Raw genomic sequence first — 21,717 nt, 5'->3', positions numbered from 1 at the left:
TCGCTTCGGGGCGCCATTATCCATAACAACATTATGGACTCAAGCTTTTTTAGCATAATGCCCTGACTTTACGGATAAGTCTTAGGTTATCGATAGCGTTATGGCATTACGGCAGCTCAATAATCCGATAATCGCCGGCCATGAGTGGCTTGCACAAAATCTTGTAGCCATCGCTATCAAAATGGCTGGCCGCACTCTGGAGCCGCTGCGCCTGCGCCAGGCTGTTGACCGACCCCAGATAAAACCAATTGTGAATCACATGGTACTGACGCAGCGTCTCGCCCTGTTCTTCCAACGCCATTCGCCCGGCGAACGGCCAACAGGCGATGCTCAGCTGTTCAAGCGCCGCGCCGAGCCGCAGCGCATGCTCCTGCGCCGACTCAACGCCACAGCAGGCGCCCGCGCACTTGCGCAGGCTGTAGCGGAAACAGGCTCGCCCCGCCGGCAGCTTGTCGATCCCCAGCTTGCCGTAACATAAACGATGCTCGTCGGCGATGGCGCGCAGCTTTTCCAGCGCGGCGTGGCGATTGGCGAACAGCCCGTAGAGATGGGGCGTAACGGCGAAATCGATCTCTTTGGCGTGAGCAATCGTCACCGTGTCTGCCTGCACGCGCAGCGCGCACAGCTGCTTCGAGCGCCGCAGGCGCTTGTTGAACAGCGGCTGTTGTTGTTTGATCAATTGCGCCTCCAGCAGCAGTGCCCCCAACTCGCCGGCGGTCTCGATAAAGCTGATGCGTCGGGTTTGCCGCAGCATTTTAGCCTCGTCCTGCGCGCGGAAATGCGCCATCACCCGGCTGCGTATATTGACGCTTTTACCGATGTAAAGCGGCAGGCTCTCGCTTTGACCGTGAAACATATACACACCCGGCCCTTTGGGCAACGGCGCCAGGCAGGCGCGCAGGTGCTCCGGGTATTGATAAATGTCGAGTTCCGGCTCGAGGCGGTTTGGCATCATGGCGGCGGTGTTGTCCTGCTGATGAATGAATACTGGTTTTTTAGCCAGTATAACGCGCCCTGCAGCCGGTTGCACACCCGAAAGATAATAACTCGCCGTGATCTTTAGCGGGAAAGCCTTTACCATCCCCTTTCCAGCGGGAAAGCGCCTCACGTTTAGCGCCAGTTCAAGCTGGCGCTGCCATGATGGCAGACTGGAACCGCCGCTTTTATCGTTATGGAAAACCTGGGTATGTCATCACTGAAACTCCCCTCCCGCCGTCTGGCGTTGCTCGCCGCCATCGTTTTCATCGCCGTCGCCGTCGCGCTGGCCATCTACTGGCAACGCCCGCCGCAGCAGGATTACGTTACCGCGCCGGCCCGCCTGGGCGATATCGAAAACGCCGTGCTTGCCACCGGGCGGCTGGATGCCATCGAACGCGTCAACGTCGGCGCCCGCGTCTCCGGCGAAGTCAAATCGCTGAAGGTCAAGCTGGGCGATCGCGTCACCAAAGGGCAGCCGATCGCCGACATCGACGATCTGCAACAGCGCAACGATCTGCGCAACGCCGAAGCGGCGCTGAACGTAGTCAAAGCCAATATGTTAGCCAAACAGGCCTTGCTGAAACAGGCGGAGTCGCGTTTCAAACGCCAGCGCCGCATGCTGAACGACGAAGCCAGTTCGCGGGAAGACTTCGAGACCGCCGAAGCCTCGCTCGCCACCACTCGCGCCGATCTGCAGGCGCTCAATGCGCAGTTGGTGCAATCGCAGATCGAAGTCGAGAAGAAAAAAATCGATCTGGGCTATACCCGCGTGGTTGCGCCGATGGACGGCATTGTTATCGCCGTGGTCACGCAGCAGGGACAAACGGTCAACTCCAGCCAAAGTGCGCCGACCATCGTCAAGCTGGCGCGGCTGGATATGATGACCATCAAGGCGCAGATCTCCGAAGCCGACATCACCCGCATTTCGCCGGGACAAAAGGCTTACTTCACTATTTTCTCCGATCCGGATAAGCGCTACGACGCCACGCTGCGCACCATCGAGCTGGCACCGGAATCGGTGATGAAAGACGACTCGCTCGCCGGCACCAGCTCCGCTTCCGGCTCCGGCACCTCGAACGCCTCGGTCTATTACAACGCGCTGCTGGACGTGCCAAACCCGGAAAACCGCCTGCGCATCGCCATGACCGCGCAGGTGTCCTTGCTGCTCGGCGACGCGAAGAACACCCTGCTGGTGCCGATCCAGGCGGTGCATAAAACCGAAGGAAAAGTGCAGCAGGTGCAGGTGCTGACTCAGGATCAGCGGCTGGAAACGCGCGAAGTGACCACAGGCATCACCAACAACGTCGATATTCAGATCCTCAGCGGCCTGAAAGCCGGTGAAACCGTGGTGCTGTCGCAGCCCGCCGCCAAGTCGGCTGAGGATGGCATTTTCCTGTGAACGCGATCATCGAGCTAAAAGGCATCAGTCGAACCTACACCAACGGCGGTCAGACGCTGACGGTGTTGAAAGACATCGATTTGACCATCGCCGCCGGCGAGCTGGTGGCGATCATCGGCGCCTCCGGTTCCGGCAAATCGATGCTGATGAACATCATGGGCTGCCTCGACGTGCCGGATCGCGGCGACTACTACATCAGCGGCCAGAACGCCGCCCACCTGTCGCCGGACGAACTGGCCCGCCTGCGCCGCGAGCATATCGGCTTTATCTTCCAGCGTTACCACCTGATGCCCGATCTCAGCGCGCTGGGCAACGTCGAAATTCCGGCTATCTACGCCAACGCCCGGCGCGATCAGCGGCGGCGGCGAGCGGCGCAACTGCTGGCGCGGTTGGGCCTTGAGGGACGCGAAGACCACAAGCCCGGCCAGCTTTCCGGCGGCCAGCAGCAGCGCGTCAGCATCGCCCGCTCGCTGATCAACGGCGGCGAAATTATCCTGGCGGACGAACCGACCGGCGCACTGGACACCCAATCCGGCCAGGAAGTGCTGGCGATCCTGAGCGAATTGAATCAGCGCGGCCACACCGTGGTGATCGTGACCCACGATATGAACGTGGCGCAGCATGCGCACCGCGTCATCGAGCTGCGAGACGGCGAGATCATCGCTGACAGCGGCCGCAAGTCGGCGTCCGGCCCATCGCTGCCGCCGCCGAACCGCAGTCGGCAAAGCGGCTGGCAAAGCCTGATTGACCGCACCCGCGAATCGCTACATATGGCGCTGAAAGCAATGAACGCCCATCGCCTGCGCACCGCGCTGACCATGACCGGCATTATCTTCGGCATCGCCGCCGTGGTGACGGTGGTGGCGCTGGGCGAAGGCGCCAAGCAGCGCACGCTGGAGAATATCAAGGGGCTCGGCACCAACGTGGTGAGCATCTATCCGGGGCGCGACTTCTTCGACGACGCCATCGACAGCATCCGCACCCTGGTGCCGGCCGACGCCGACGCGCTGGCGCAGCAAAGCTTCGTCGACAGCGTCAGCCCGGAGGTCAGCGCGTCCGACAGCATCCGTTTTCGCAGCAAATCCGCCACCGCCTCGATCACCGGCGTCGGGCGCGACTATTTCCGCGTCAACGGCATCACGCTGGTGCAAGGCGCCACCTTCCGCGACGATCGCAACGCGCTGCAGGAAGTGATCATCGACGATAACGCGCGCCAGGCGCTGTTCGGCGATTTTGGCGTCGAGCCGCTCGGCCAGATCGTATTTCTCGGCTCGGTGCCGGCGCGGGTAGTCGGCGTCGCCAAAAGCGAACGCAACTATGCGCCTAACCGCATCAGCGTCTGGATGCCCTACAGCACGGTGATGTACCGTATGGTCGGCAAGACCACGCTCAGCGGCATCACCGTGCGCCTGAAGGACGACGTCGCCAGCGAAGCCGCCGTCAGCGCCATCACGCAGTTGCTGACCCAACGCCATGGCGTCAAGGATTTCATGACGTTCAACCGCGATCAGTTCCGTAAATCGATCGAACGCACCTCGATGACGCTCAGCCTGCTGATCCTGATGGTGGCCTCGATCTCGCTGGTGATCGGCAGCCTGGGCGTGATGAACATCATGCTGGTGTCGGTCACCGAGCGCACCCACGAGATCGGCGTGCGCATGGCGGTCGGCGCACGGCGCGGCGATATCATGCAACAGTTCATGATCGAGGCGGTGCTGGTCTGTCTGATCGGCGGCATTTTGGGCATTGCGCTGTCGTTCGCCGCCGGTTCGCTATTCACCTCGCTGGCGGGCGGCATGCTCACCGCCATCTATTCCTGGCAAGCCGCCGCGACGGCGTTTTTCTGTTCAACCTTAATCGGCATGATCTTCGGTTATCTCCCCGCCCGTAAAGCGGCAAGGATGGATCCGGTCGTTTCATTGGCCAGCGAGTAACCCATGAAAATTCTCTCGCCCCTGGCGTTAAGCCTCGCCGCTCTGCTCACCGCCGGCTGCGGCAACGCCCTGAAAAGCGACTACCGGGCGCCGCAGGTCAACTATCCTACGGGGTGGCAATACGCCGCCGAAAACGCCGCGCCGACGCCGTTCGACTGGCGTGATTTCCACGATCCTGAGCTCGATCGCTGGCTGCAACAGGTGATGGCGAGCAACAACGATCTGGCCGTCGCCGTGCTGCGCGTCTACCGCGCGCGGCTCGAGGCGGAACGCGTCGGCATCAGCACAGCGCCTGACGTCAGCGCCTCGTTAAGCAGCGGCATCAATCGCCCGTTGTCCGAGTCCTCCGCCTGGAATAAAACCAGCGGCGCGACTCTCTCTACGAGCTATGAAGTCGATCTGTGGGGCAAACTGGCGCGCCAGCGCGACGCCGCCGAGTGGGCCAGCCAGGCTTCCGAGCAGGATCTGCGAACGGCGCGGCTGACGCTGCTGGCCGACGCCGCCACCAACTACTGGCGCATCGGTTTTCTCAATCAGCAGATCGGCGTCAGCCAGGCGAGCATCGCGTATGCCAAAACGACGCTGCGGCTGGCCAACGCCCGTTATCAGGCCGGCAGCATCTCAGCGCTGGACGTGGTGAACGCGGAACAAAACCTATTGACGCAGGAAAGCCGGCTGTTGACGCTGCAACACGATCGTCAACAGGCGCTGAATGAACAGGCGGTGCTGCGGGGCGCGCCATCAGGCCAGGCCACTATCGCGCCCGCGCGTCTGCCGACGACGGCGATGCCGCAGATCAACACCGGCATTCCCGCCAGCGTCTTGAGCCGTCGTCCGGATCTCAACGCTAAAGAACTGCGGTTGCGCGCCGCCCTGGCCAACGTCGACGAGAAACGTCTGCAATACTATCCCGCGTTCAGCCTGACTGGCTCGCTGGGCGCCAGCAGCAGCGCGCTGCTGGAATTCCTGCGCAACCCGACGGGCAGCCTCGGCGCCGGCCTGACGATGCCGTTCCTGCAATGGCGACAAATGGGCGTGGAGATCAAGATCGCCCGCAACGACTATGAACAGCTGGAGCTGGAGTTCAGGCAGGCGCTGTACAAGGCGATGGGCGATGTGAACAACGCCCTGTCGCTGCGCGCGCAACTGCTGGCGCAAGAGACACAGCTGCAGGCCTCGCTGGCGCTGGCGCGCAAATCGGAACGGCTGAACGAAGTGCGTTACCGGCAGGGCGCCGTCACCATAACCGACTGGTTAAACGCGCAGGAGCAACGCCGTCAGGCGGAACTGGCAGTGGACGAAAACCGCTTCGCGCAGTACCAGAATCTGGCGAAAATCTATCTGGAGTTCGGCGGTTCGTCGGCGCCCTAATCCAAACTGCCTGGCCAGTGGGTCAGGCGTTTTTTTAGCGGCGAACACATCAATTTTTCCGGTTTTATCTCCCGCACTCTCTATACTTGAAACATCACCAATTAGACGAAAAATCGTCAAATCGCACATTTATTAGACCATTCTCGCACCAAATCGGTGCAAATACTTAAGTTAAACTGCTGGATTTGATCGCCGCAAGATATAACGTTAAGCTATAGATGCAAAATAATTAGTCACCTAAATGACATAACCTTGGCATAAATGACGGTATTTTGTGATCCACATCCCAACTTAAATGTGGATAATGAATCGTCTTGAACCGCGATTCGATTAGCCTATTTGATAACTCGAAAACAACAGTGAACGGAGATTACGCTTTCACGAACAACGAATAATTCATTAAGGGATGATTATATGAAGTTAAGAAAAAAACGACATAAACCGATGCACATTAACGACATCACCATCATCGATGACAGCAAACTCAAGAAGGCGATCACCGCAGCGGCCCTGGGCAATGCGATGGAGTGGTTCGACTTCGGCGTATACGGCTTTGTCGCCTACGCACTTGGCCAGGTCTTCTTCCCCGGCGCCTCGCCCGGCGTACAAATGATCGCCGCGCTGGCGACCTTCTCCGTGCCCTTCCTGGTGCGTCCGCTCGGCGGCCTGTTCTTCGGCGCCATGGGCGACAAGTTCGGCCGGCAAAAAGTCCTCTCGGTCACCATTATCATCATGGCGGTCAGCACCTTCTGTATCGGCCTGATCCCGTCCTATGCGTCGATCGGCATCTGGGCCCCGATCCTGCTGCTGCTGGCCAAACTGGCGCAGGGCTTCTCCGTCGGCGGTGAATATTCCGGCGCGGCGATCTTCGTCGCCGAATACTCGCCGGACCGCAAACGCGGCTTTATGGGGAGCTGGCTGGATTTCGGCTCCATTGCCGGCTTTGTGATGGGTGCAGGCGTTGTGGTGCTGATCTCCAGCATCGTCGGCGAAGCTAACTTCCTCGACTGGGGCTGGCGCATTCCGTTCTTCATCGCCGCACCGCTGGGCCTGATCGGTCTCTATTTGCGCCATGCGCTGGAAGAAACCCCGGCGTTCCAGCAGCACGTGGATAAGATGGAGAAAGAGGATCGCAACGCCATCGAAAATCCGCCGAAAACCTCGTTCAAAGAGATCGCGGCCAAACACTGGAAAAGTTTGCTGGTGTGCGTCGGTATCGTGATTTCCACCAACGTGACCTATTACATGCTGTTGACCTACATGCCGAGTTACCTGTCGCATAACCTGCACTACTCGGAGGATCACGGCGTTCTGATCATCATCGCCATCATGATCGGCATGCTGTTCGTGCAGCCGGTGATCGGCCTGACCAGCGACCGTATCGGCCGTAAGCCGTTCATCATCGGCGGCAGCATCGGCCTGTTGGCGCTGGCGATCCCGTGCTTCATTTTGATCAACAGCAACGTCATCGGCCTGATCTTCGTCGGTCTGCTGGTGCTGGCGGTGCTGCTCAACTCCTTCACCGGGGTGATGGCCTCGATTCTGCCGGCAATGTTCCCGACGCACATTCGCTACAGCGCGCTGGCGATTTCGTTCAACATTTCGGTACTGATCGCCGGTGCAACACCGACCGCCGCTGCCTGGCTGGTCGAAGCGACCGGCAACCTGTACATGCCGGCCTACTACCTGATGGTTGTGGCGGTGATCGGTCTTATCACCGGTCTGTACATGAAAGAGACCGCCAACAAGCCGCTGCGCGGAGCGACGCCGGCCGCTTCTGACCGTACCGAAGCGAAAGAACTGCTGCAGGAGACCTACGACAATATCGAACAGAAAGTCGAGGACATCAACGCGCAGATCGCCGAGCTGGAAAAGAAAAAGCAGATCCTGATAGACCAGCACCCCAAGCTGGACTGATCGCCGCTGAAAGACAAAAGCCACCCGTTTGGGTGGCTTTTTTACTTTGATTTCAAAAGAAATAATGCGCAGCGCATTTTTATGACAATCAGGATTGGTGGTACGCTTTGCCGCACACTCTTTATTGATGAAGAACATAATCATGAGCAAAATGGACCTTCCCATCATCATCGGCATCCTGGTGATGCTGACCCTGTGGCTCGGCGCGCTCTTCAACATTGGCGATATCACCTGCAGCATTTCACGTCTGTTTCACTGGATTGAAAGCCAACGCGGCTAACCCGACGCCGCCGCAGGCGGTGGAAAACTTCGGCTATGATTGATAGACGTTACGCTATTTTCCGAGACTGTCGCTCGCGATAAAGAGGACGGCATCATGACCGACTATGAGTTCTACAATCAGATCCTGACCCGGCTGGCCGCCAATCACCCCGGCACGCTGGATGAAAAAACCTACGAACTGTGGAAGCAGGACGCCACCAGCCCGCACGCCTTCGCCGATCCCTTCGCCTATCTCAAAACCAAGGGGCTGATACAAGCCTACGTGATGAGCGACATCGACGAGAACAACTATGATATCGATCCGCATCAAACGCGGATCACCACCGCCGGTCTTGAGTTCATGCGCAACGGCGGGTTTAAGTAAGCAAAAAAAACCGCCGGACGGCGGTTTTTTATCCTAAAAAGCCTGCGGACCGGTGGTTCAGGCGGGGAAAGGCCGATAAAAAATGCGCAGCACTTCGTTGTCGCCTTGGCGTAAAAAACCGCCTTCCGGCTGCCAGCGCAGATCGCGCGCCAGATTGAGATTTTCCCAACCGACCGCGCCCCCCACGCCGATGCAAAGATTTTTATTGCCCGCGGCAAATCCCGCGCCGGTGCCGATCATGGCATGCAGCAAACGGGGCGCCGCCGCGTCGCGCATGGAAAATATACCGATAAAACATCCCTGCGGCGCGCGCAGCATATCCGCCATGGTGCGGATCTCGGTATCATCAGGGCTGACGAAATGTTTGTATTGCTTATCGAACACCGTCAGCCACAGCTGCTTGTATTTCGCCTTGCTGAGCGCGCCTGAACGATGAGCGCAAAGCACCACCGCATCCCAGCACATCTCCCCGCTCAACGAAAGGTACTCTTCCGTATCGGCTTGCGGCTTGTCAGCGTAATGCCGCGCAAACTCAGCCGCATTCAAATGCGGCGGCACAGCCTGTTTGGCAACGTCACTCTTGTAGCGCTTGAAATTCAACCAATGCATGGGAAGTATCCTCTTCACCCGCGAGATTAATGAATCTGAAGCCGTGGATGAGACGAGCCATCAAATCCAGGGCGTCGTCGGCGATGGCGGTTTCGTCATCATCCAGCCCCTGCTCCACCGACCGCTCAATCGCGTTCATCACCGCCGGAGCGCTGGTTTCTTCCCCCTGCGCCACCACGTCTAATACGGCTTTGCCGATCGCCAGACAAAGCTCATGATCAAACTCAACCTCTTTATACGGCTGCATAATCACCCCGATAAATTTTCACCCAAGAATACTAGACCACAATGGCGTATCGCGCCTGCCATCGTAGCGCAGCAAGGTATGCAGCCAAAGATAAATGCATCAGGCTCCGGGTTGATAGCCCGAAGCCCGATAAAGAGCAGGTTATTGCGGTGCTTGTTCGGCGGGGCGAATAATAAAACAAGTGGCGGTTGCTGAAGCCAGCAGCTTCCCTTCCGCCGTTTTGAGCGTGCCTTCAGCGAAAGCGACGTTCTTCGCCGCATAGACCAGACGCCCCTCGGCGATCAGATCAGTTTCCTTAGGCACAGGGCGCAACATTTTAACCTGCAGATCGACGGTGCCATAGCCAATCCCCGCGCCCAGCGTACTGTGCACCGCGCAACCGGTCACCGAGTCCAAAACCGTGGCGGCGAAACCGCCATGTACGCCCCCCAGTGGATTCAGATGGCGCCCGTCGGCCCGCGCCGCGATGCGGATATACCCCTCTTCCACCGCGACCGGTTTCATGGGCACGGTTTCAGCGATCGAGGCCGGCGGGATCTTGCCAGCCATCGCAGCCTGTAATAACGCCAGCCCGGTCATTTTTGTCGGATCCATTGCTCTCTCCTCTGGTGGCAAACCGGTTATATAGGAGAGGTCTGACCTCTTGGCTTGTTTTTTCGTGCTGATGTCGTCAGCCGCCTGCTCTTCAGATTCTCTGAACGTGACCATCATCACTCTTTAGAGTCAATAACCACAATTTTTAAGAGCCTTTAGATTTAAAACAACTTTCTACTGTAAACACCGCCGGAAACTGAACGCAGTTAAGTTCAACATTTTAAGGCGTATCTATCATGGATTTCTTTCTGCAATTAGCGGTTATATTGGCATGCCTGCTGTATGGGGCGCGTAAGGGCGGCATTGCGCTGGGGTTACTGGGCGGCATCGGTTTGATGATCCTGGTGTTTGGCTTTCACCTGCAGCCCGGCAAACCGCCGGTAGACGTGATGCTGGTGATCATCGCGGTGGTGGCGGCCTCCGCCACCCTGCAGGCTTCAGGCGGGTTGGACGTCATGCTGCAGATCGCCGAGCGGATGCTGCGGCGCAACCCGCGTTATGTCTCGATCATCGCCCCCTTCGTCACCTGCATTCTCACTATCCTGTGCGGCACCGGCCATGTGGTGTACACCATCTTGCCGATCATCTATGACGTGGCGATCAAAAACAATATCCGCCCGGAACGGCCGATGGCGGCCAGTTCGATCGGCGCGCAGATGGGCATTATCGCCAGCCCGGTGTCGGTGGCGGTGGTGTCACTGGTGGCGATGCTCAGCAGCTACACCTTCAATGGCCGCCATCTGGAATTCCTCGATCTGCTGTCTATCACCATCCCTTCGACGCTGTGCGGCATTCTGGCGATCGGCATCTTCAGCTGGTTCCGCGGCAAAGACCTGGACAAAGACCCGGAGTTCCAGAAGTTCATCTCGGTGCCGGAAAACCATCGCTACGTCTACGGCGACGCCGCTACCCTGCTGGACCGGGTATTGCCGCGCAGCAACTGGATCGCCATGTGGATTTTCCTCGCCACCATCGCCCTGGTGGCGGTGCTGGGAGCCTTTTCCGGCCTGCGGCCCAGCTTCGGCGGCAAGCCACTTTCCATGGTTCTGGTGATCCAGATGTGCATGCTGATGGCCGGGGCGTTGATCGTTATCATCACCCGCACCAACCCGGCGTCTATCTCTAAAAACGAGGTATTCCGTTCCGGCATGATCGCCATCGTGGCGGTGTATGGTGTTGCCTGGATGGCGGAAACCATGTTCGGCGCGCACCTGGCGCAGATCGAGGCCACACTGGGTGTGTTGGTGAAAGAGTACCCTTGGGCCTATGCGCTGATCCTGCTGCTGGTGTCGAAATTCGTCAACTCGCAGGCCGCCGCACTGGCGGCGCTGGTGCCGGTGGCGCTGGCGATCGGGGTTAACCCTGCCTATATCGTCGCTTCGGCGCCGGCCTGTTACGGTTATTACATTCTGCCAACCTACCCCAGCGATCTGGCGGCAATCCAGTTCGATCGCTCCGGCACCACCCGCATCGGCCGCTTCGTGATCAACCACAGCTTTATTCTGCCCGGCCTGATCGGCGTCAGCGTCTCCTGCGTCTTCGGCTGGATCCTCGCTGCGGCGTTCGGTTTCTTATGAGTTGTACTTTGGAGCCCTGCGGGGCTCCCTGCAAGCAGGATGACAATCCATGGGTATAAGGCATGACAAGACAGGGAGGAATGCAGGTGTGATGCGAATGACAGAAACAAAAAAACCGCCTCTCGGCGGTCTACGACATTACTACTTATTGCTTTGATTATTCGGTATTTTCGTTCCCTGGTACCCGGGGCGGGACTTGAACCCGCACAGCCATAAGCCGAGGGATTTTAAATTCAGCGTTAACATTCTTAAAAACAATGGGTTATTTAAAAATTCGGAACATGGATTAATAACTGTGCATTTAGAAATCATCTAGTTAGAGCATGACAAAACCCCATCTTCCGAACAATTACATGCATAACCGGCGGACGCCAAGTTACCTTTAATCCCTTATTGAATACACCCTTCATGCTGCAATACACCCCAAGATGAAAAAGTGACCATTCATCAAATAACCGGCAGATCATCCCACTCGCACGACCGCATATCATTCACGCAGTACATCACCACGCCGAACACCTCGATCCCTTCTTCCGAATCCTCGTTGCCGAGTTCAGTTTCGCGGCCAGATCCATCGAGAAACTCGAGCGCGCGATACGGATAGAGGCGCAGGCGCCGCAGCACATGCACACCCTCCTCAGCAGCAACGATAATGCTACCGTGCACCGGCGTCGCCGACGAATCGACAACCAGCAGCGCGTCAGCATGAATACCGACCGCCAGCGCCTGGCCGGCGGCGCGTAGCAGATAAGTGGCACTCGGTTTTGAAATGCAGATCTCATCAAGGCTCAAGCGGCGCTCAACGTAGTCTGCTGCCGGGCTGGCAAATTTTGGCATCATTCCCATGGTGTTTACCTCACAACAAAATACTGTATACACATACAGTGTAATCATTCATGGGAGAGATAGAAAAGCGCCGAGTCGTATACTGGCGCTATGGCTATGATGTCGCAGGAAAGAAAATTATTTGCAGGCTTCGTTCGCCGCCAGCAGTTCAAGCTCATAGCCGATGCGCTGATGGCGTTCAGCACGCAATGCCCGCATCTGCATGTCGATAGGTGCACCAATCGGCAACTGGTCAACAGCGAACGCCGGGCGCGCAACGTCTGCGGTTTTGCACGGCACCGAGATCGGAACTTTAACCTCGACATATGATGGCGCCGGCGGAGTTCTTGAGCAGCTTGCCAGTGCCAGAACAGAAACTACGATCAGCTTTTTCATTTGGCACGCTCCCGGCGCAGCTCTGCGTCAAACGCAGCAGACGCCGCCGCGCACACATCGCCTGTGGTTCGCTCTGCCATAACCTCGTTTGCTCTCTCATAGTCTCCCTGCGCCTCACTGCGGGCTTTTTCCTGCGCTACCTTTGCCTTGGCTTCTCGCTCAATATCAGCGCGTCGCTGCGCCTCAATGCCAGCGTTCTGGCTGGCGATCGTAGATGTCTGTTGCCTGCCGGTATCGCGGCATTGCGTCAGCGCCTCGTTGAGGCGGTCAATCGTTGGTTGGTAGTGCCGCGCGGCCAGCCAGGCGCCAGCGCCGACAACAGCCGCCAGCGCCAGCAGGATCACCACCGTAGATGTTATTTTGCCAGACATAGCGCGCGCTCCTTGTCACGGCGGACCACCAGGCCGTTGAGCTTTACGCCGCCGGCATACACCCAACGAGGGAATTGATCGCAAGCGGCCACAGTTTCCCCCTGGCGGAACAGCCTGAACATCGTCGATTTCTGCATCGTCGCGCAACCGGCATTAAACGTGATGCTCACCGCCGCATCGAAGGTACCCTGCTGCAGCTTGTCGCCGGCGGCATAGTTGGTAACGCACCGCTCAGCCGCCAGGATGTTCTTTTGCCAGTCGGCGGCGATCTGCTGATCTGTCTTGCGCACGCCTTGTTTAACGCCGTGCGTATTGCCTATGCCATCAGTCCACACATCAGCGGGGCATTTGTACGGGTCGCGGCTGCAGCCCTCGGCGTTGCCGATCAGCTCCAGTCCGGCGCGGCTGGTTTTTACCTCACCGTTCGATAGCACCAGGCCGATGATTACCACGACAGAACAGATTGCACCGGCGGCGCCTCCCTTTTTGATTGCACTCACATTTCACTCTCCCCGCCCGGCAAAGGCGTGTACTGATCCGCCTCATCTATAGACACCCCAGCTCTTCCGCTGCGACGCTCCAAATACCCTTCATAGAGCGCTGTTCTGCGCTCCTCCTGTTTGCGTTTAGCCCTTGCGTCTATGCGCCCCAGCACGAAGGACAGCACGGATACCAGTACACCGATTGCACCAAACGCGATGTAGATTAGGTCTTGTGTCGTTATCCCGGCTGCGGACGCAATCGCGGCCAACCAGGCAAAGAATTGCGTCACGATGTTTACGGGTTGTTGGTCGTTCATTTTCATGCTCCACCTCCGCCGCTGTCGGCGGCGTTGATTAAGCCGCTACGATCGAGTTGTCGTAATACACGCGCCAAACTGAACCGTCCCAATAAACGGGAACGCCGGTCCCAGCTCCGCCAGACTCACCAACCTTGCGGCCATTCGTAGCGTATGCATAGCGAGCGGTATCAGTACCTGTTCCTAACCCCGCAACAGTGGTTGTTTTATTCGGTACCAAAAACTCACCATCGTTATCTGAAGTCGGCGGCGTCATGCTGTGCTTCATGATGTTGTTTGTGCCGGAAACCCAGAGATAAATTTTCCCGCCGGACCCGCCGTCGAGCACCATCGGGTGCTGCCAGTTGCATGAAAGTGCGATGTAGCCTTCGGGTGTTAGACCGAAACCGCCGACGTTATTGGGGTTGCTGACGGTGACCGCTTTCGTATCTCGGTCGAGTTGAATAGAAGCGTAACCCTCCGGACCGCGACCGGCGCGCAGCCGTGCGTATCCCGAGTAGGCTGAAATGCTCACGTTAGTGCTGCTTGCCGCGACATCGATGTATGCCGGTGCCTGTCCGTTATTGAACACGTGCGATTTACTGCCGCCGGCAACAGTTGAGCCAAATCTCACTGCATCCGTTAGATCTTGAACAATGACCTGTCCATTCATTCGCAGTGTCGCGGAGGTATTGCCTAGGCTGACGATATTTACGCTGCCAAACCGATAGTTAGATGGGTAGTCAGTAGCTCGAGGCTTTTTAAATTCCCCCTCGCTGAGGAAGAATTTGTTTTGCCTAGGGGCACCTAGATCAATAGACACCGCGCAAACATCCGATTGGTCAACGTTGCTTCCAATATTTACCGAAAGGCAGACAACCAACTTGCTGCCGCGCACGCAAACATCCTGAACACCAGTGGCTGATGCGCCAACATCGTTGTAAATGCTCGGTACTGCTGCAATGGGGATTTCAACGAAGTTTTCCCAGAGCAGATTTAGCGCATCGTCATCATTGCCGACACGCATCGTCAACACCGGGCTATTTGTTAAGGCATTGCTTGAGTTCCCATCGCGATATCTGCCGCAGTAGAAAACATAGGTCTTGCCGTTATATGACGTAATCGACACCGGAGATTGGTTTGGCACGCCGTCGATCTCACGAATCTGAAACGTCTGGCAACTGTCATCGCTGTACCACATGACGGCCGGGCGTGTTGCATTGCTTTGGGTTCGCAGAAACCCAACAACTCGCGAACCGTAAACCTGCATAGTTGGCTCAACAAGCATTGGCGTGTTGTTCATTTCCTCGGCGGTGAAAATGACGGACTTTGTCATTTCGGCTAGGTTGTTGGGATTAAACTGAACGATCCCTACTTCGCCATCGTAGAAATGGTATCCGAACGCAATATTCCCGTTGGGAAGCAAGGCAAAAGAGTGCATGAGAACGGGTGCTTTACCGGTGGAATCATACAGAGGTACCGGGTCAAGAACCGGCGTATAGACCGAGCCATCATTGGCGCTTTTGTAAATTACGCACTTGCTTTGTGATTCGTCTGAAACGCGTCGGAAGCGAGCGGCCATCCAAATATTTACGCCGTCAGATCCGGCCCCCCATGCCGATACACCCTGCGGCCAAGTCGTTGCGTCAGAGTTCGAGAGCCTCGGCGCCGGCCGCGACCACTCGGTGCCGTTTTCAGAAATTTGCTGGTAGACGCTCAACGAGGCGTTGCTGTGGGTATCACCGACGTTATAGAGGCAGTACGCCTTGTTTTTGTGGCTGAATACCTTCCCCTGGGGCCAGGCACAGTACATCCCCGCGTCAGTGATAGGCTCAACGGTAACCGACGAAATCAGATTGAGGATCTCGGCAAGCGTTGTGCCCTTGTGCCCTATCATACCGGCGCCACCTGGATTGCCGCGTGAAGCAAGATCGGCGGCCAAGTCGGTGCGCGTCGCGTCGTCAAGATCGACCAGCTTTACCAACCCCTGCGAGTCAGTAACGAAAACCTTGTTTGCCGTATCTCCAGTCAAGATTGGCTGCGCGTACGGGAACCTGACAGTTTTCCCTAAAGCGACACCGGTTTCAGTACGGATGTCGATATCAGAAGCGATACGCTCGGCGCGTTCACGCGCCAAGGCATCCGCCCCGGCGGCGTCTGACTCAGCAATTTTTACCAGCACATAATTTTTTGTCGCAGCGTCTTGCTGATTTACAGGATCGGCTAAATTCTCGATGCGATAGCCGTGGGCATTGAATGGGCCACCGAGCAGCGGGCGCTGCAGGCACAAACCGAGATACAGGTAGGATTGCTGGATTGCCAGCCACAACCGATCAAAATCGTTGTTGACGGTGGCCGCGAGCAGATCACCGTTGTTCTGATAGTTTTGCAGACGCGTAGCCGGAATTTCGCGAAGATTCATCACTGTTACGCCAGCAGCTGGCGGCGTCAGGAAAATCACATCGCCGCCGTTCGTTGTGCCAACGCCGGTAATGCTAAAGCCCGAAGTAACGGGCTCGCCATTTATGGAAACTGTTAAATCACCTGCATCCAGAATTAAAAACTCATACGGGAATACCGTAGTTACGCCGTTGGCGGTGTAGATGTTGTAAGGGGTTTGGATTGGAACCGCCATCGGGGGAAGCCTCTTAGTAGTCCACGGCGACCTCGTGATCGCCATCTGATGGCTGCCAATCTTCCCGCCCCTGAGCGGTCGGTTTCCCGACCAATTTTCCGATGCGCACCGGCGTCTCGCTGATAGCACCCGCCCCAGAATCGATAAAGTCGTCCGGCTGGTTGGTTACCGCCGGGTTGAAATCTCGCATTTGATCGTAGGCCGGCCCGTCTAGCACGTCGCTATGCGCCCACAGGAAACGGGACGACAGAGGCGCCTCAAACGCATCGAGGATGCGTTTTTGCTTGTTGGTTATGGTGAACTCCTCACGGACGCCGCAGCCGGTACCTTTCAGCGCCTGGCGGAGCAGCTTGCCGGCGAAGCTACCGGGCCCGTTTACTTCAACCACAACCTGCGGTATCTGGTACCGGATCACCAGCTCGCGGATCTGTACCACCTGGCCGCCGGTAATTTTGTCGCGCTCGTCGAACTCGGCCAGATCGCCGATCAGCTCCTGGCACACATGCCAGTACAGGTGCCCGCGTGCGTCGGTCAGCACCAGCGAAAAGGCGCTGGCGTCCGATTTCGCTTTGCCGGTGGCCACGTCCCACCAGGCGACAGCGCCGACAATCTGCTGGCTGCCAAGCCACATCGACGCGGTACGGTTCGCGTACCGGATTTCCGGCTGCACGTTGTACTCGCGGATGCGTTCAGGGTCGAGGCGGGATTCGCCGATCGGTTTGCTGTGCAACTGGTACTGGCTATCCCATTCGTTTACCGTGCGCGTTTCCTGCCGGCGCTTCTCCATCTCGGCCGGCGTAAACCGTTCTGGCCATGCACATTCGGCGTAGCAGTCGACCGTCGTTCCCGGTGGCTCAGCGAAGGTGATCCCGGCAGTTGTCAGCTGATAGTCGACGCCCTCGGCGAGCAGGCGCGCGCCGATATGGATGCCGACAAAGACGTATTCCGGCCGGAACGGCAGCGCGTAGCTTCGCGCCGTCGCCTGTTTTTCATCGATACGGTGCTCTTTCTCGAAAAGCTTGATCGTCAGGCAGTCGGCGCCCATGGCTTCGACCTCATCGTATAGGCTGTCGTGGGTGTGCGGCGTACCGATGAACAACTTGCGGCCGCCGGGCACAAGGATGTGAGTTTGTTCGCCGAGCCGGTAGCGCAGTTTCTCGCGCGCCTCCGGCGTCTGGATGTTTCGTGGGACTTCGACGTCATCGTTTTGGCACTCGTCGGCGCGGGCCGAGGTGACGTTCGACAGGATGCCTTTTGCGTACATGCTGCCATTACGCATATCCAGCGATCCGTTAACCCACCATTGCTCAACGGTTCCCTGCCCGTCCGGCAGCATGCCGCGCGTCAGCGGGTGATTGCGCAGCACGTTCTGCGTGTCGCGGCTGGTCTTGTACGCCGTGCCGTCGGCCTCTGATTGGTGCAGGATCCGGTACTGGCGATTCTGGTAATAACGCCAGGCGTTATACACCGCCAGAATGGTGGATTTACCGAAGCCACGGAAACAGCGAAGCACCGCCAGATCGCCGCGGTGCTCGAGCCAGTGACAGGCGCGGTAATGGCAGTCGGGAACATCCCACCCCATCCGCTCAGCCCACATGATGAAAAAGGCGACGAACGAGATCATTTTTTCCGCTGCTGTAGGCGTTCAATAACTTCCTGCGCCGCGCGCTCAGCGGCGGATACCTGCTGCCCAAGGCGAAACGCCTCGTCGTCCGGCTCGTCGCCGTCTTTCGGTGTTCCGCCGCGCGTGTGCATGCCGATCAGCGAATGTACCTTCACCAGAAGCGTGAGCGACGCCGCCGCGTTCTTCTTGCACCAGTAGCGATCGCCGCGCTCCTGCTTCGTGTGTTTGTCGAGTGGTTTGTCGGCGCCCGGCCAGGTATCCGGATCGGCTTCCTCCAGCACGACGTCGGTTAACTTGTCGCTCAGCGCGGTCAGGCGGGTTCTGTAATCGTTGTGCATAAAAAAGCCCCATGGTTGTCATGGGGCTATGATGTGGCGAGTGGTTGGTCGGTTTCCTGACTATTGATTGATTGCCTAGTCAAGAACAATTACATTTATAAGAACGACTAAACTAGCTAGGAAGCAGTATGGAAATTTTTTTTATCGTGGTTGGCGTCGTGGCAGTAATAATTTTTATTATCAGCCAGAACCGCACCAAAGTCTCAGACAGAACCGTTGTCACCCACAACAGAACAATAAAAACCGACGATGGGGAGATCCGCGTACAGCGCACACAGGTTATGGATAGTACTTCCACTCAGTACCACAAGCCTGGGGCTGCAAGTGTAACCGACAAAACAGAATATGACCTGCAAGCTATTAATGATTACTACAAGCAGAAGGCCAGCATAGAAACACAGAAAAAAATTGTCGCAGATGAAAAACCCGTGATTGAGGTTCAACCAGTACTGGTCAATAAGCCAAAAGAAATTCCCAGTAATACTGATAGGTTTACGACAGAACGAGGCAAAGCTTCCAGCATTTCCGAAGATAAGAAGCAGTGTACAAGATGTAGAATAAACTTACCGTATAATAAATTCAGCAAATCTAGCAAACATCCCGACGGTTTAACAATATGGTGCACAGATTGTCTTAAGGGCGAAAAGAACACCAAGCACATGAAATGGTGCCCTATGTGTAAGGTTCGTCGGAAAAGAACTAGTTTCTACCCAAATAACTCAAATGCAGATGGTTTAATGGCGTGGTGTAAAACTTGTTGGGATAAGCATAAGGGAAGATAAAAATTAGCCCGCACGCAGCGGGCTATGATATTAGTCAGGAGAAAAATACATCAGTTTTCCAGTCGCAATGCTCCCGACTAGCAATATCGCGTGTATTATGAACACAAACCAACACAACGCTTTGGCCTGATCGTTCAGTATGTATTTAAAGCGATCCACAGCAAGTAGAACGCCAGATACAGCGAATATAACAATCAGCGTAATCAAGGTACCCCCATTACTGAGGCAGCCTATCCTGAGGTCGCCACCAGTAGGTTTGATTGAACTCTTTGCGTGAGCGTTTCTCCATCCTGCGCAAATAGCCAGGAGAGAAATACTCTTGCATTTGGTTGAATATCATATGATCCAAAACGGCTTTTGTGTACCACAGGTTTTGTCCAGGGATTAGACCTTTCACAAACTTCACGGTATCACCACCTGTCTGCTCTGGCTTTCCTTCGACGGCATTTAGCGGCACGCCCTGCGCCAACTTGATCGCATCATCAACCAATCCAGCCACCGGACCGAGCATGGAGGCCAGCGCACCGGATCCATATCGCGTGTGGTCAGATAGCAGAAAATCCCCATACAGCCCCAAACCACCACCTTTAAGCAGCGCGTTAAACCAAAATTGTGGTGCCTTTTCGCCAAAAGCTTCGCGGGGATTTTTACCTGCGATCATATCGCTGATTTGCTGAGACATTGCACCCAAGATCGTTGTGCTGGCCAGAAACGTCGCGAGGTATGCAGCCCGGCCGCCGGCTGATGGCATTCCCATCGCGCGCGACCAATGCCGCATCATCACCGAGATTGGGAATGATTTGAACAAGAAAAAGCTTCTCACCAATTCTCCTTTCCACTCCCCTCTTTGCATACCAGCGCCAGCGATCATTCGGTCACGCGCGCCGGGCGAGATCACCGCCATATCAACCTCTTCGGAAACGGCGGCTAGCAGTTTGCGCATCGCCTCAAACTTCACGCGCTCCGGGTTACCAAATGCCTCGAGTTTTTCATTCGGAATACGCATGATGCTTTCCGGGGTGAGCATGGTTGTATTACCGTTCCCCCAATCCTCTTGTTCGGCCAGGCGCCAAATGCTCCAGTCGTGTTCTGTAATCCCTTTGCTTTTGAGGATCCGGCCATCATCAGCAGCAATTTTCCCAAGGCTTCCATGCTGACGCACCAGATTACCCACGCCGCCCATCATGGTGACGCCATAGGCGCGTTTATGGGCATCCGACCAGGCAGACAAGCCGCTAGCGCGCATAACCGCGTTGGCCGTCCAGCGTGACGCCGACGGGCCCATGTTGTCGGTCGCCCAGCGGTTCACGCTGCCGATCAGCGTTTCCATCGATAGGCCGGCGCCGCGCGCAAGCCGTAGCTCTTCTTTGTTCGCCGGATTCATGGCTGCCAACTGGTTACGCAACAGCTGCGCCATGGGCAGATTGTTCACTTTGGCGGTAAGGTACATCGTGCCATTATCCGAAAGTGAAGAGATCAGCGCCGAACCGAGCCGTGTTGCAACAAGCCAGTTTCGGACGTTATCCGACCAGCGCGCAATATGTGGGTTCGCGATGGGTTGCGTTTTTCCGGCAACAAAATTGTAAAGGCTCTCGGTACTGTTACGCAGGCGATTAATACGCCCTGACCGCTGCGGGTTTGCCTTTGCTGTCTCGCTGGTCAGTTGATCCAACAGAGACCGGAATACGTGATCAGGGTTAGGCCCGTAGGTTTCCACCAGCGCGATATCCTTGCTCACGCCATCAATGTGATTTACCAAAATGTCCCACATCGATTTTTCGCCAAAGTGCTGCTGGTATTCGAGGTAGGTTTCGGCATCACGAAAATGAATCTGCCGTTCAGCACTCCCGCGATTTGCCCGGGCGCCGGAAACCCGCAGCCCGCTGTCGCCCAGCTTGTTCATGCCTCCAGTAGCGATAGTTTTGTAGGCGTTGCCCAGGAACGCGGCAAGTTCCGCATCATTCATCATCTCGCCGTTTTCTTTCACATATTTGTTGCGGTCGAGTTTCCCAACGACAAAGCCCACCCATTCATCCTGTGATGCTTTTCCCACCTTCTCCATGGAATGATGCTGCGGCAGCCCCCAATCCTCCAGGAACCCTACATCGCCGCCGGCATCGTTGAAGCGCTGGCGCAGCAGTTCTGCGACGCGGCGCCACGCTTCGGCGCCTTTTTTCGCCCGCTGATTTCCAGTTTCCTGCCCACGCATCTCGTAGACCAGATCGCGCACACCTTGATTGTCCTCAAACAGCTGGAAGAAGCGCGGATCGATAGCTTCGAAAAGCTCCTCCAACTGGCTCAGAGCATAATCGCGGGTCGCCTTGGTTCTCGACTCAACGGAAAGAAAATTAGCCTTGCCGTCCGCATGAAAAGCTATAGTGCGGTTTAGCGCCTCTAGCTTTCCATCCTTGCCCTGGTAGCTGTTGATGTAGTTATCAAGGCGCTGGCGCGCGGCAATGGTTAAGGCTACACGCCGCTTTTTCAGTGAGGCCTCTCGCTGCAATTCTTCGGCCGCCATCTGCCCGGCGCGCTGCATGCGTTCCGCTTCGCTAAGACTGCGCCATGAGGCTGGATCGTTACGCGCGAGGTTGCGCATATTTTTCACGATGCGATCTTCAATCCCTTTTATTTCTGCGGCGGTGAGTGGTCGCTGTGATGCAGAAGTGATCGCCTGAATGCACTCGTCTCTCATGAAA

The 21,717-nt window shown here is 56.8% G+C and carries 21 protein-coding genes; 8 read left to right on the top strand and 13 right to left on the bottom strand.

Annotation, left to right across the window (positions count from 1 at the left end; translation table 11 throughout):
• Positions 1–106: 106 nt before the first annotated feature.
• On the bottom strand, positions 107–955 hold the full coding sequence (gene cho, locus ACJ8PL_RS05100; protein WP_442530879.1) for an excinuclease Cho: 849 nt from the start codon (positions 953–955) through the stop codon (positions 107–109).
• 240 nt (positions 956–1,195) lie between these two features.
• On the opposite strand from cho, the gene ACJ8PL_RS05095 reads away from it, so the two are divergent.
• The 6 genes from ACJ8PL_RS05095 (at position 1,196) to ACJ8PL_RS05070 (ending at position 8,245) form a co-directional block, all read left to right on the top strand.
• A complete protein-coding gene (locus tag ACJ8PL_RS05095) occupies positions 1,196–2,377 on the top strand; it encodes an efflux RND transporter periplasmic adaptor subunit (RefSeq protein ID WP_442531039.1) in 1,182 nt (393 codons plus the stop codon).
• Positions 2,374–4,311: a MacB family efflux pump subunit gene (locus tag ACJ8PL_RS05090; RefSeq protein WP_442530878.1), complete on the top strand. Its 1,938-nt coding sequence runs from the start codon at positions 2,374–2,376 to the stop codon at positions 4,309–4,311. Before ACJ8PL_RS05095 ends, ACJ8PL_RS05090 begins: the two co-directional genes overlap by 4 nt.
• A gap of 3 nt (positions 4,312–4,314) precedes the next feature.
• Entirely contained in the window at positions 4,315–5,682 is a 1,368-nt protein-coding gene (locus ACJ8PL_RS05085) for a TolC family protein (RefSeq protein ID WP_442530877.1), read from the top strand.
• A 414-nt stretch (positions 5,683–6,096) separates the two neighbouring features.
• On the top strand, positions 6,097–7,599 hold the full coding sequence (gene proP / locus ACJ8PL_RS05080) for a glycine betaine/L-proline transporter ProP (protein WP_004927916.1): 1,503 nt from the start codon (positions 6,097–6,099) through the stop codon (positions 7,597–7,599).
• 142 nt (positions 7,600–7,741) lie between these two features.
• Complete coding sequence (locus ACJ8PL_RS05075) at positions 7,742–7,879, top strand: hypothetical protein (protein ID WP_162531381.1); 138 nt, start codon at positions 7,742–7,744, stop codon at positions 7,877–7,879.
• 96 nt (positions 7,880–7,975) lie between these two features.
• The gene (locus ACJ8PL_RS05070) at positions 7,976–8,245 is read left to right on the top strand and encodes a hypothetical protein (protein WP_016928237.1); all 270 of its coding nucleotides are present in this window, start codon (positions 7,976–7,978) and stop codon (positions 8,243–8,245) included.
• A gap of 57 nt (positions 8,246–8,302) precedes the next feature.
• Here the strand turns inward: ACJ8PL_RS05070 and ACJ8PL_RS05065 are convergent, their stop codons facing one another.
• The 3 genes from ACJ8PL_RS05065 to ACJ8PL_RS05055 all read right to left on the bottom strand — a co-directional run bounded on the left by ACJ8PL_RS05065 (position 8,303) and on the right by ACJ8PL_RS05055 (position 9,812).
• Positions 8,303–8,854, bottom strand: coding sequence for a hypothetical protein (locus ACJ8PL_RS05065; RefSeq protein WP_004927924.1), 552 nt, complete (start codon positions 8,852–8,854; stop codon positions 8,303–8,305).
• The gene (locus ACJ8PL_RS05060; RefSeq protein WP_016928239.1) at positions 8,820–9,101 is read right to left on the bottom strand and encodes a hypothetical protein; all 282 of its coding nucleotides are present in this window, start codon (positions 9,099–9,101) and stop codon (positions 8,820–8,822) included. Before ACJ8PL_RS05060 ends, ACJ8PL_RS05065 begins: the two co-directional genes overlap by 35 nt.
• Positions 9,102–9,242: 141 nt before the next feature.
• Positions 9,243–9,812 carry a PaaI family thioesterase gene (locus ACJ8PL_RS05055; RefSeq protein ID WP_232036920.1) on the bottom strand — a complete coding sequence of 190 codons (570 nt, stop codon included), beginning with the start codon at positions 9,810–9,812 and terminating at the stop codon, positions 9,243–9,245.
• Between the two features lie 119 nt (positions 9,813–9,931).
• On the opposite strand from ACJ8PL_RS05055, the gene ACJ8PL_RS05050 reads away from it, so the two are divergent.
• Positions 9,932–11,272, top strand: coding sequence for an anaerobic C4-dicarboxylate transporter (locus ACJ8PL_RS05050; RefSeq protein ID WP_004927934.1), 1,341 nt, complete (start codon positions 9,932–9,934; stop codon positions 11,270–11,272).
• Between the two features lie 447 nt (positions 11,273–11,719).
• Here the strand turns inward: ACJ8PL_RS05050 and ACJ8PL_RS05045 are convergent, their stop codons facing one another.
• The 8 genes from ACJ8PL_RS05045 to ACJ8PL_RS05010 form a co-directional block, all read right to left on the bottom strand.
• Positions 11,720–12,118: a HumD family translesion DNA polymerase gene (locus ACJ8PL_RS05045; RefSeq protein WP_350428542.1), complete on the bottom strand. Its 399-nt coding sequence runs from the start codon at positions 12,116–12,118 to the stop codon at positions 11,720–11,722.
• 117 nt (positions 12,119–12,235) lie between these two features.
• Positions 12,236–12,493 (bottom strand): hypothetical protein, encoded by a 258-nt coding sequence (locus ACJ8PL_RS05040; RefSeq protein ID WP_079451962.1) that lies wholly within the window; start codon positions 12,491–12,493, stop codon positions 12,236–12,238.
• Positions 12,490–12,864, bottom strand: a complete 375-nt coding sequence (locus ACJ8PL_RS05035; RefSeq protein ID WP_442530876.1) for a hypothetical protein — start codon at positions 12,862–12,864, stop codon at positions 12,490–12,492. The genes ACJ8PL_RS05040 and ACJ8PL_RS05035 overlap by 4 nt, the downstream gene beginning before the upstream one ends.
• Positions 12,849–13,355 (bottom strand): lysozyme, encoded by a 507-nt coding sequence (locus tag ACJ8PL_RS05030; RefSeq protein WP_442531038.1) that lies wholly within the window; start codon positions 13,353–13,355, stop codon positions 12,849–12,851. The genes ACJ8PL_RS05035 and ACJ8PL_RS05030 overlap by 16 nt, the downstream gene beginning before the upstream one ends.
• A gap of 5 nt (positions 13,356–13,360) precedes the next feature.
• A complete protein-coding gene (locus tag ACJ8PL_RS05025; RefSeq protein ID WP_442530874.1) occupies positions 13,361–13,669 on the bottom strand; it encodes a hypothetical protein in 309 nt (102 codons plus the stop codon).
• Positions 13,670–13,700: 31 nt separating this feature from the next.
• On the bottom strand, positions 13,701–16,277 hold the full coding sequence (locus ACJ8PL_RS05020; RefSeq protein WP_442530872.1) for a phage tail fiber domain-containing protein: 2,577 nt from the start codon (positions 16,275–16,277) through the stop codon (positions 13,701–13,703).
• A gap of 13 nt (positions 16,278–16,290) precedes the next feature.
• Positions 16,291–17,901 carry a phage terminase large subunit gene (gene terL / locus ACJ8PL_RS05015; RefSeq protein WP_274985349.1) on the bottom strand — a complete coding sequence of 537 codons (1,611 nt, stop codon included), beginning with the start codon at positions 17,899–17,901 and terminating at the stop codon, positions 16,291–16,293.
• The gene (locus ACJ8PL_RS05010) at positions 17,898–18,239 is read right to left on the bottom strand and encodes a hypothetical protein (RefSeq protein WP_041034540.1); all 342 of its coding nucleotides are present in this window, start codon (positions 18,237–18,239) and stop codon (positions 17,898–17,900) included. The genes terL and ACJ8PL_RS05010 overlap by 4 nt, the downstream gene beginning before the upstream one ends.
• A 128-nt stretch (positions 18,240–18,367) precedes the next feature.
• Here ACJ8PL_RS05010 and ACJ8PL_RS05005 point away from each other — a divergent pair, with 128 nt between their 5' ends.
• On the top strand, positions 18,368–19,021 hold the full coding sequence (locus ACJ8PL_RS05005; protein ID WP_060431595.1) for a hypothetical protein: 654 nt from the start codon (positions 18,368–18,370) through the stop codon (positions 19,019–19,021).
• A gap of 217 nt (positions 19,022–19,238) precedes the next feature.
• Here ACJ8PL_RS05005 and ACJ8PL_RS05000 read toward each other — a convergent pair whose 3' ends face one another.
• Complete coding sequence (locus ACJ8PL_RS05000; protein ID WP_274985348.1) at positions 19,239–21,713, bottom strand: hypothetical protein; 2,475 nt, start codon at positions 21,711–21,713, stop codon at positions 19,239–19,241.
• Between the last annotated feature and the right edge of the window lie 4 nt (positions 21,714–21,717).

Origin of the sequence: Serratia sp. CY83965 (assembly GCF_052166375.1) — a bacterium.
In the GTDB taxonomy this organism is placed as follows: domain Bacteria; phylum Pseudomonadota; class Gammaproteobacteria; order Enterobacterales; family Enterobacteriaceae; genus Serratia; species Serratia marcescens.
This window is presented reverse-complemented; position numbering and strand designations above follow the sequence as displayed.

Coding starts and splice junctions, on each gene's coding strand:
- cho (WP_442530879.1), bottom strand. CDS start 955: ATGATGCCAAACCGCCTCGAGCCGGAACTCGACATTTATCAATACCCG.
- ACJ8PL_RS05085 (WP_442530877.1), top strand. CDS start 4,315: ATGAAAATTCTCTCGCCCCTGGCGTTAAGCCTCGCCGCTCTGCTCACC.
- proP (WP_004927916.1), top strand. CDS start 6,097: ATGAAGTTAAGAAAAAAACGACATAAACCGATGCACATTAACGACATC.
- ACJ8PL_RS05075 (WP_162531381.1), top strand. CDS start 7,742: ATGAGCAAAATGGACCTTCCCATCATCATCGGCATCCTGGTGATGCTG.
- ACJ8PL_RS05070 (WP_016928237.1), top strand. CDS start 7,976: ATGACCGACTATGAGTTCTACAATCAGATCCTGACCCGGCTGGCCGCC.
- ACJ8PL_RS05065 (WP_004927924.1), bottom strand. CDS start 8,854: ATGCATTGGTTGAATTTCAAGCGCTACAAGAGTGACGTTGCCAAACAG.
- ACJ8PL_RS05060 (WP_016928239.1), bottom strand. CDS start 9,101: ATGCAGCCGTATAAAGAGGTTGAGTTTGATCATGAGCTTTGTCTGGCG.
- ACJ8PL_RS05055 (WP_232036920.1), bottom strand. CDS start 9,812: ATGATGGTCACGTTCAGAGAATCTGAAGAGCAGGCGGCTGACGACATC.
- ACJ8PL_RS05050 (WP_004927934.1), top strand. CDS start 9,932: ATGGATTTCTTTCTGCAATTAGCGGTTATATTGGCATGCCTGCTGTAT.
- ACJ8PL_RS05045 (WP_350428542.1), bottom strand. CDS start 12,118: ATGGGAATGATGCCAAAATTTGCCAGCCCGGCAGCAGACTACGTTGAG.
- ACJ8PL_RS05040 (WP_079451962.1), bottom strand. CDS start 12,493: ATGAAAAAGCTGATCGTAGTTTCTGTTCTGGCACTGGCAAGCTGCTCA.
- ACJ8PL_RS05035 (WP_442530876.1), bottom strand. CDS start 12,864: ATGTCTGGCAAAATAACATCTACGGTGGTGATCCTGCTGGCGCTGGCG.
- ACJ8PL_RS05025 (WP_442530874.1), bottom strand. CDS start 13,669: ATGAAAATGAACGACCAACAACCCGTAAACATCGTGACGCAATTCTTT.
- ACJ8PL_RS05020 (WP_442530872.1), bottom strand. CDS start 16,277: ATGGCGGTTCCAATCCAAACCCCTTACAACATCTACACCGCCAACGGC.
- terL (WP_274985349.1), bottom strand. CDS start 17,901: ATGATCTCGTTCGTCGCCTTTTTCATCATGTGGGCTGAGCGGATGGGG.
- ACJ8PL_RS05010 (WP_041034540.1), bottom strand. CDS start 18,239: ATGCACAACGATTACAGAACCCGCCTGACCGCGCTGAGCGACAAGTTA.
- ACJ8PL_RS05005 (WP_060431595.1), top strand. CDS start 18,368: ATGGAAATTTTTTTTATCGTGGTTGGCGTCGTGGCAGTAATAATTTTT.
- ACJ8PL_RS05000 (WP_274985348.1), bottom strand. CDS start 21,713: ATGAGAGACGAGTGCATTCAGGCGATCACTTCTGCATCACAGCGACCA.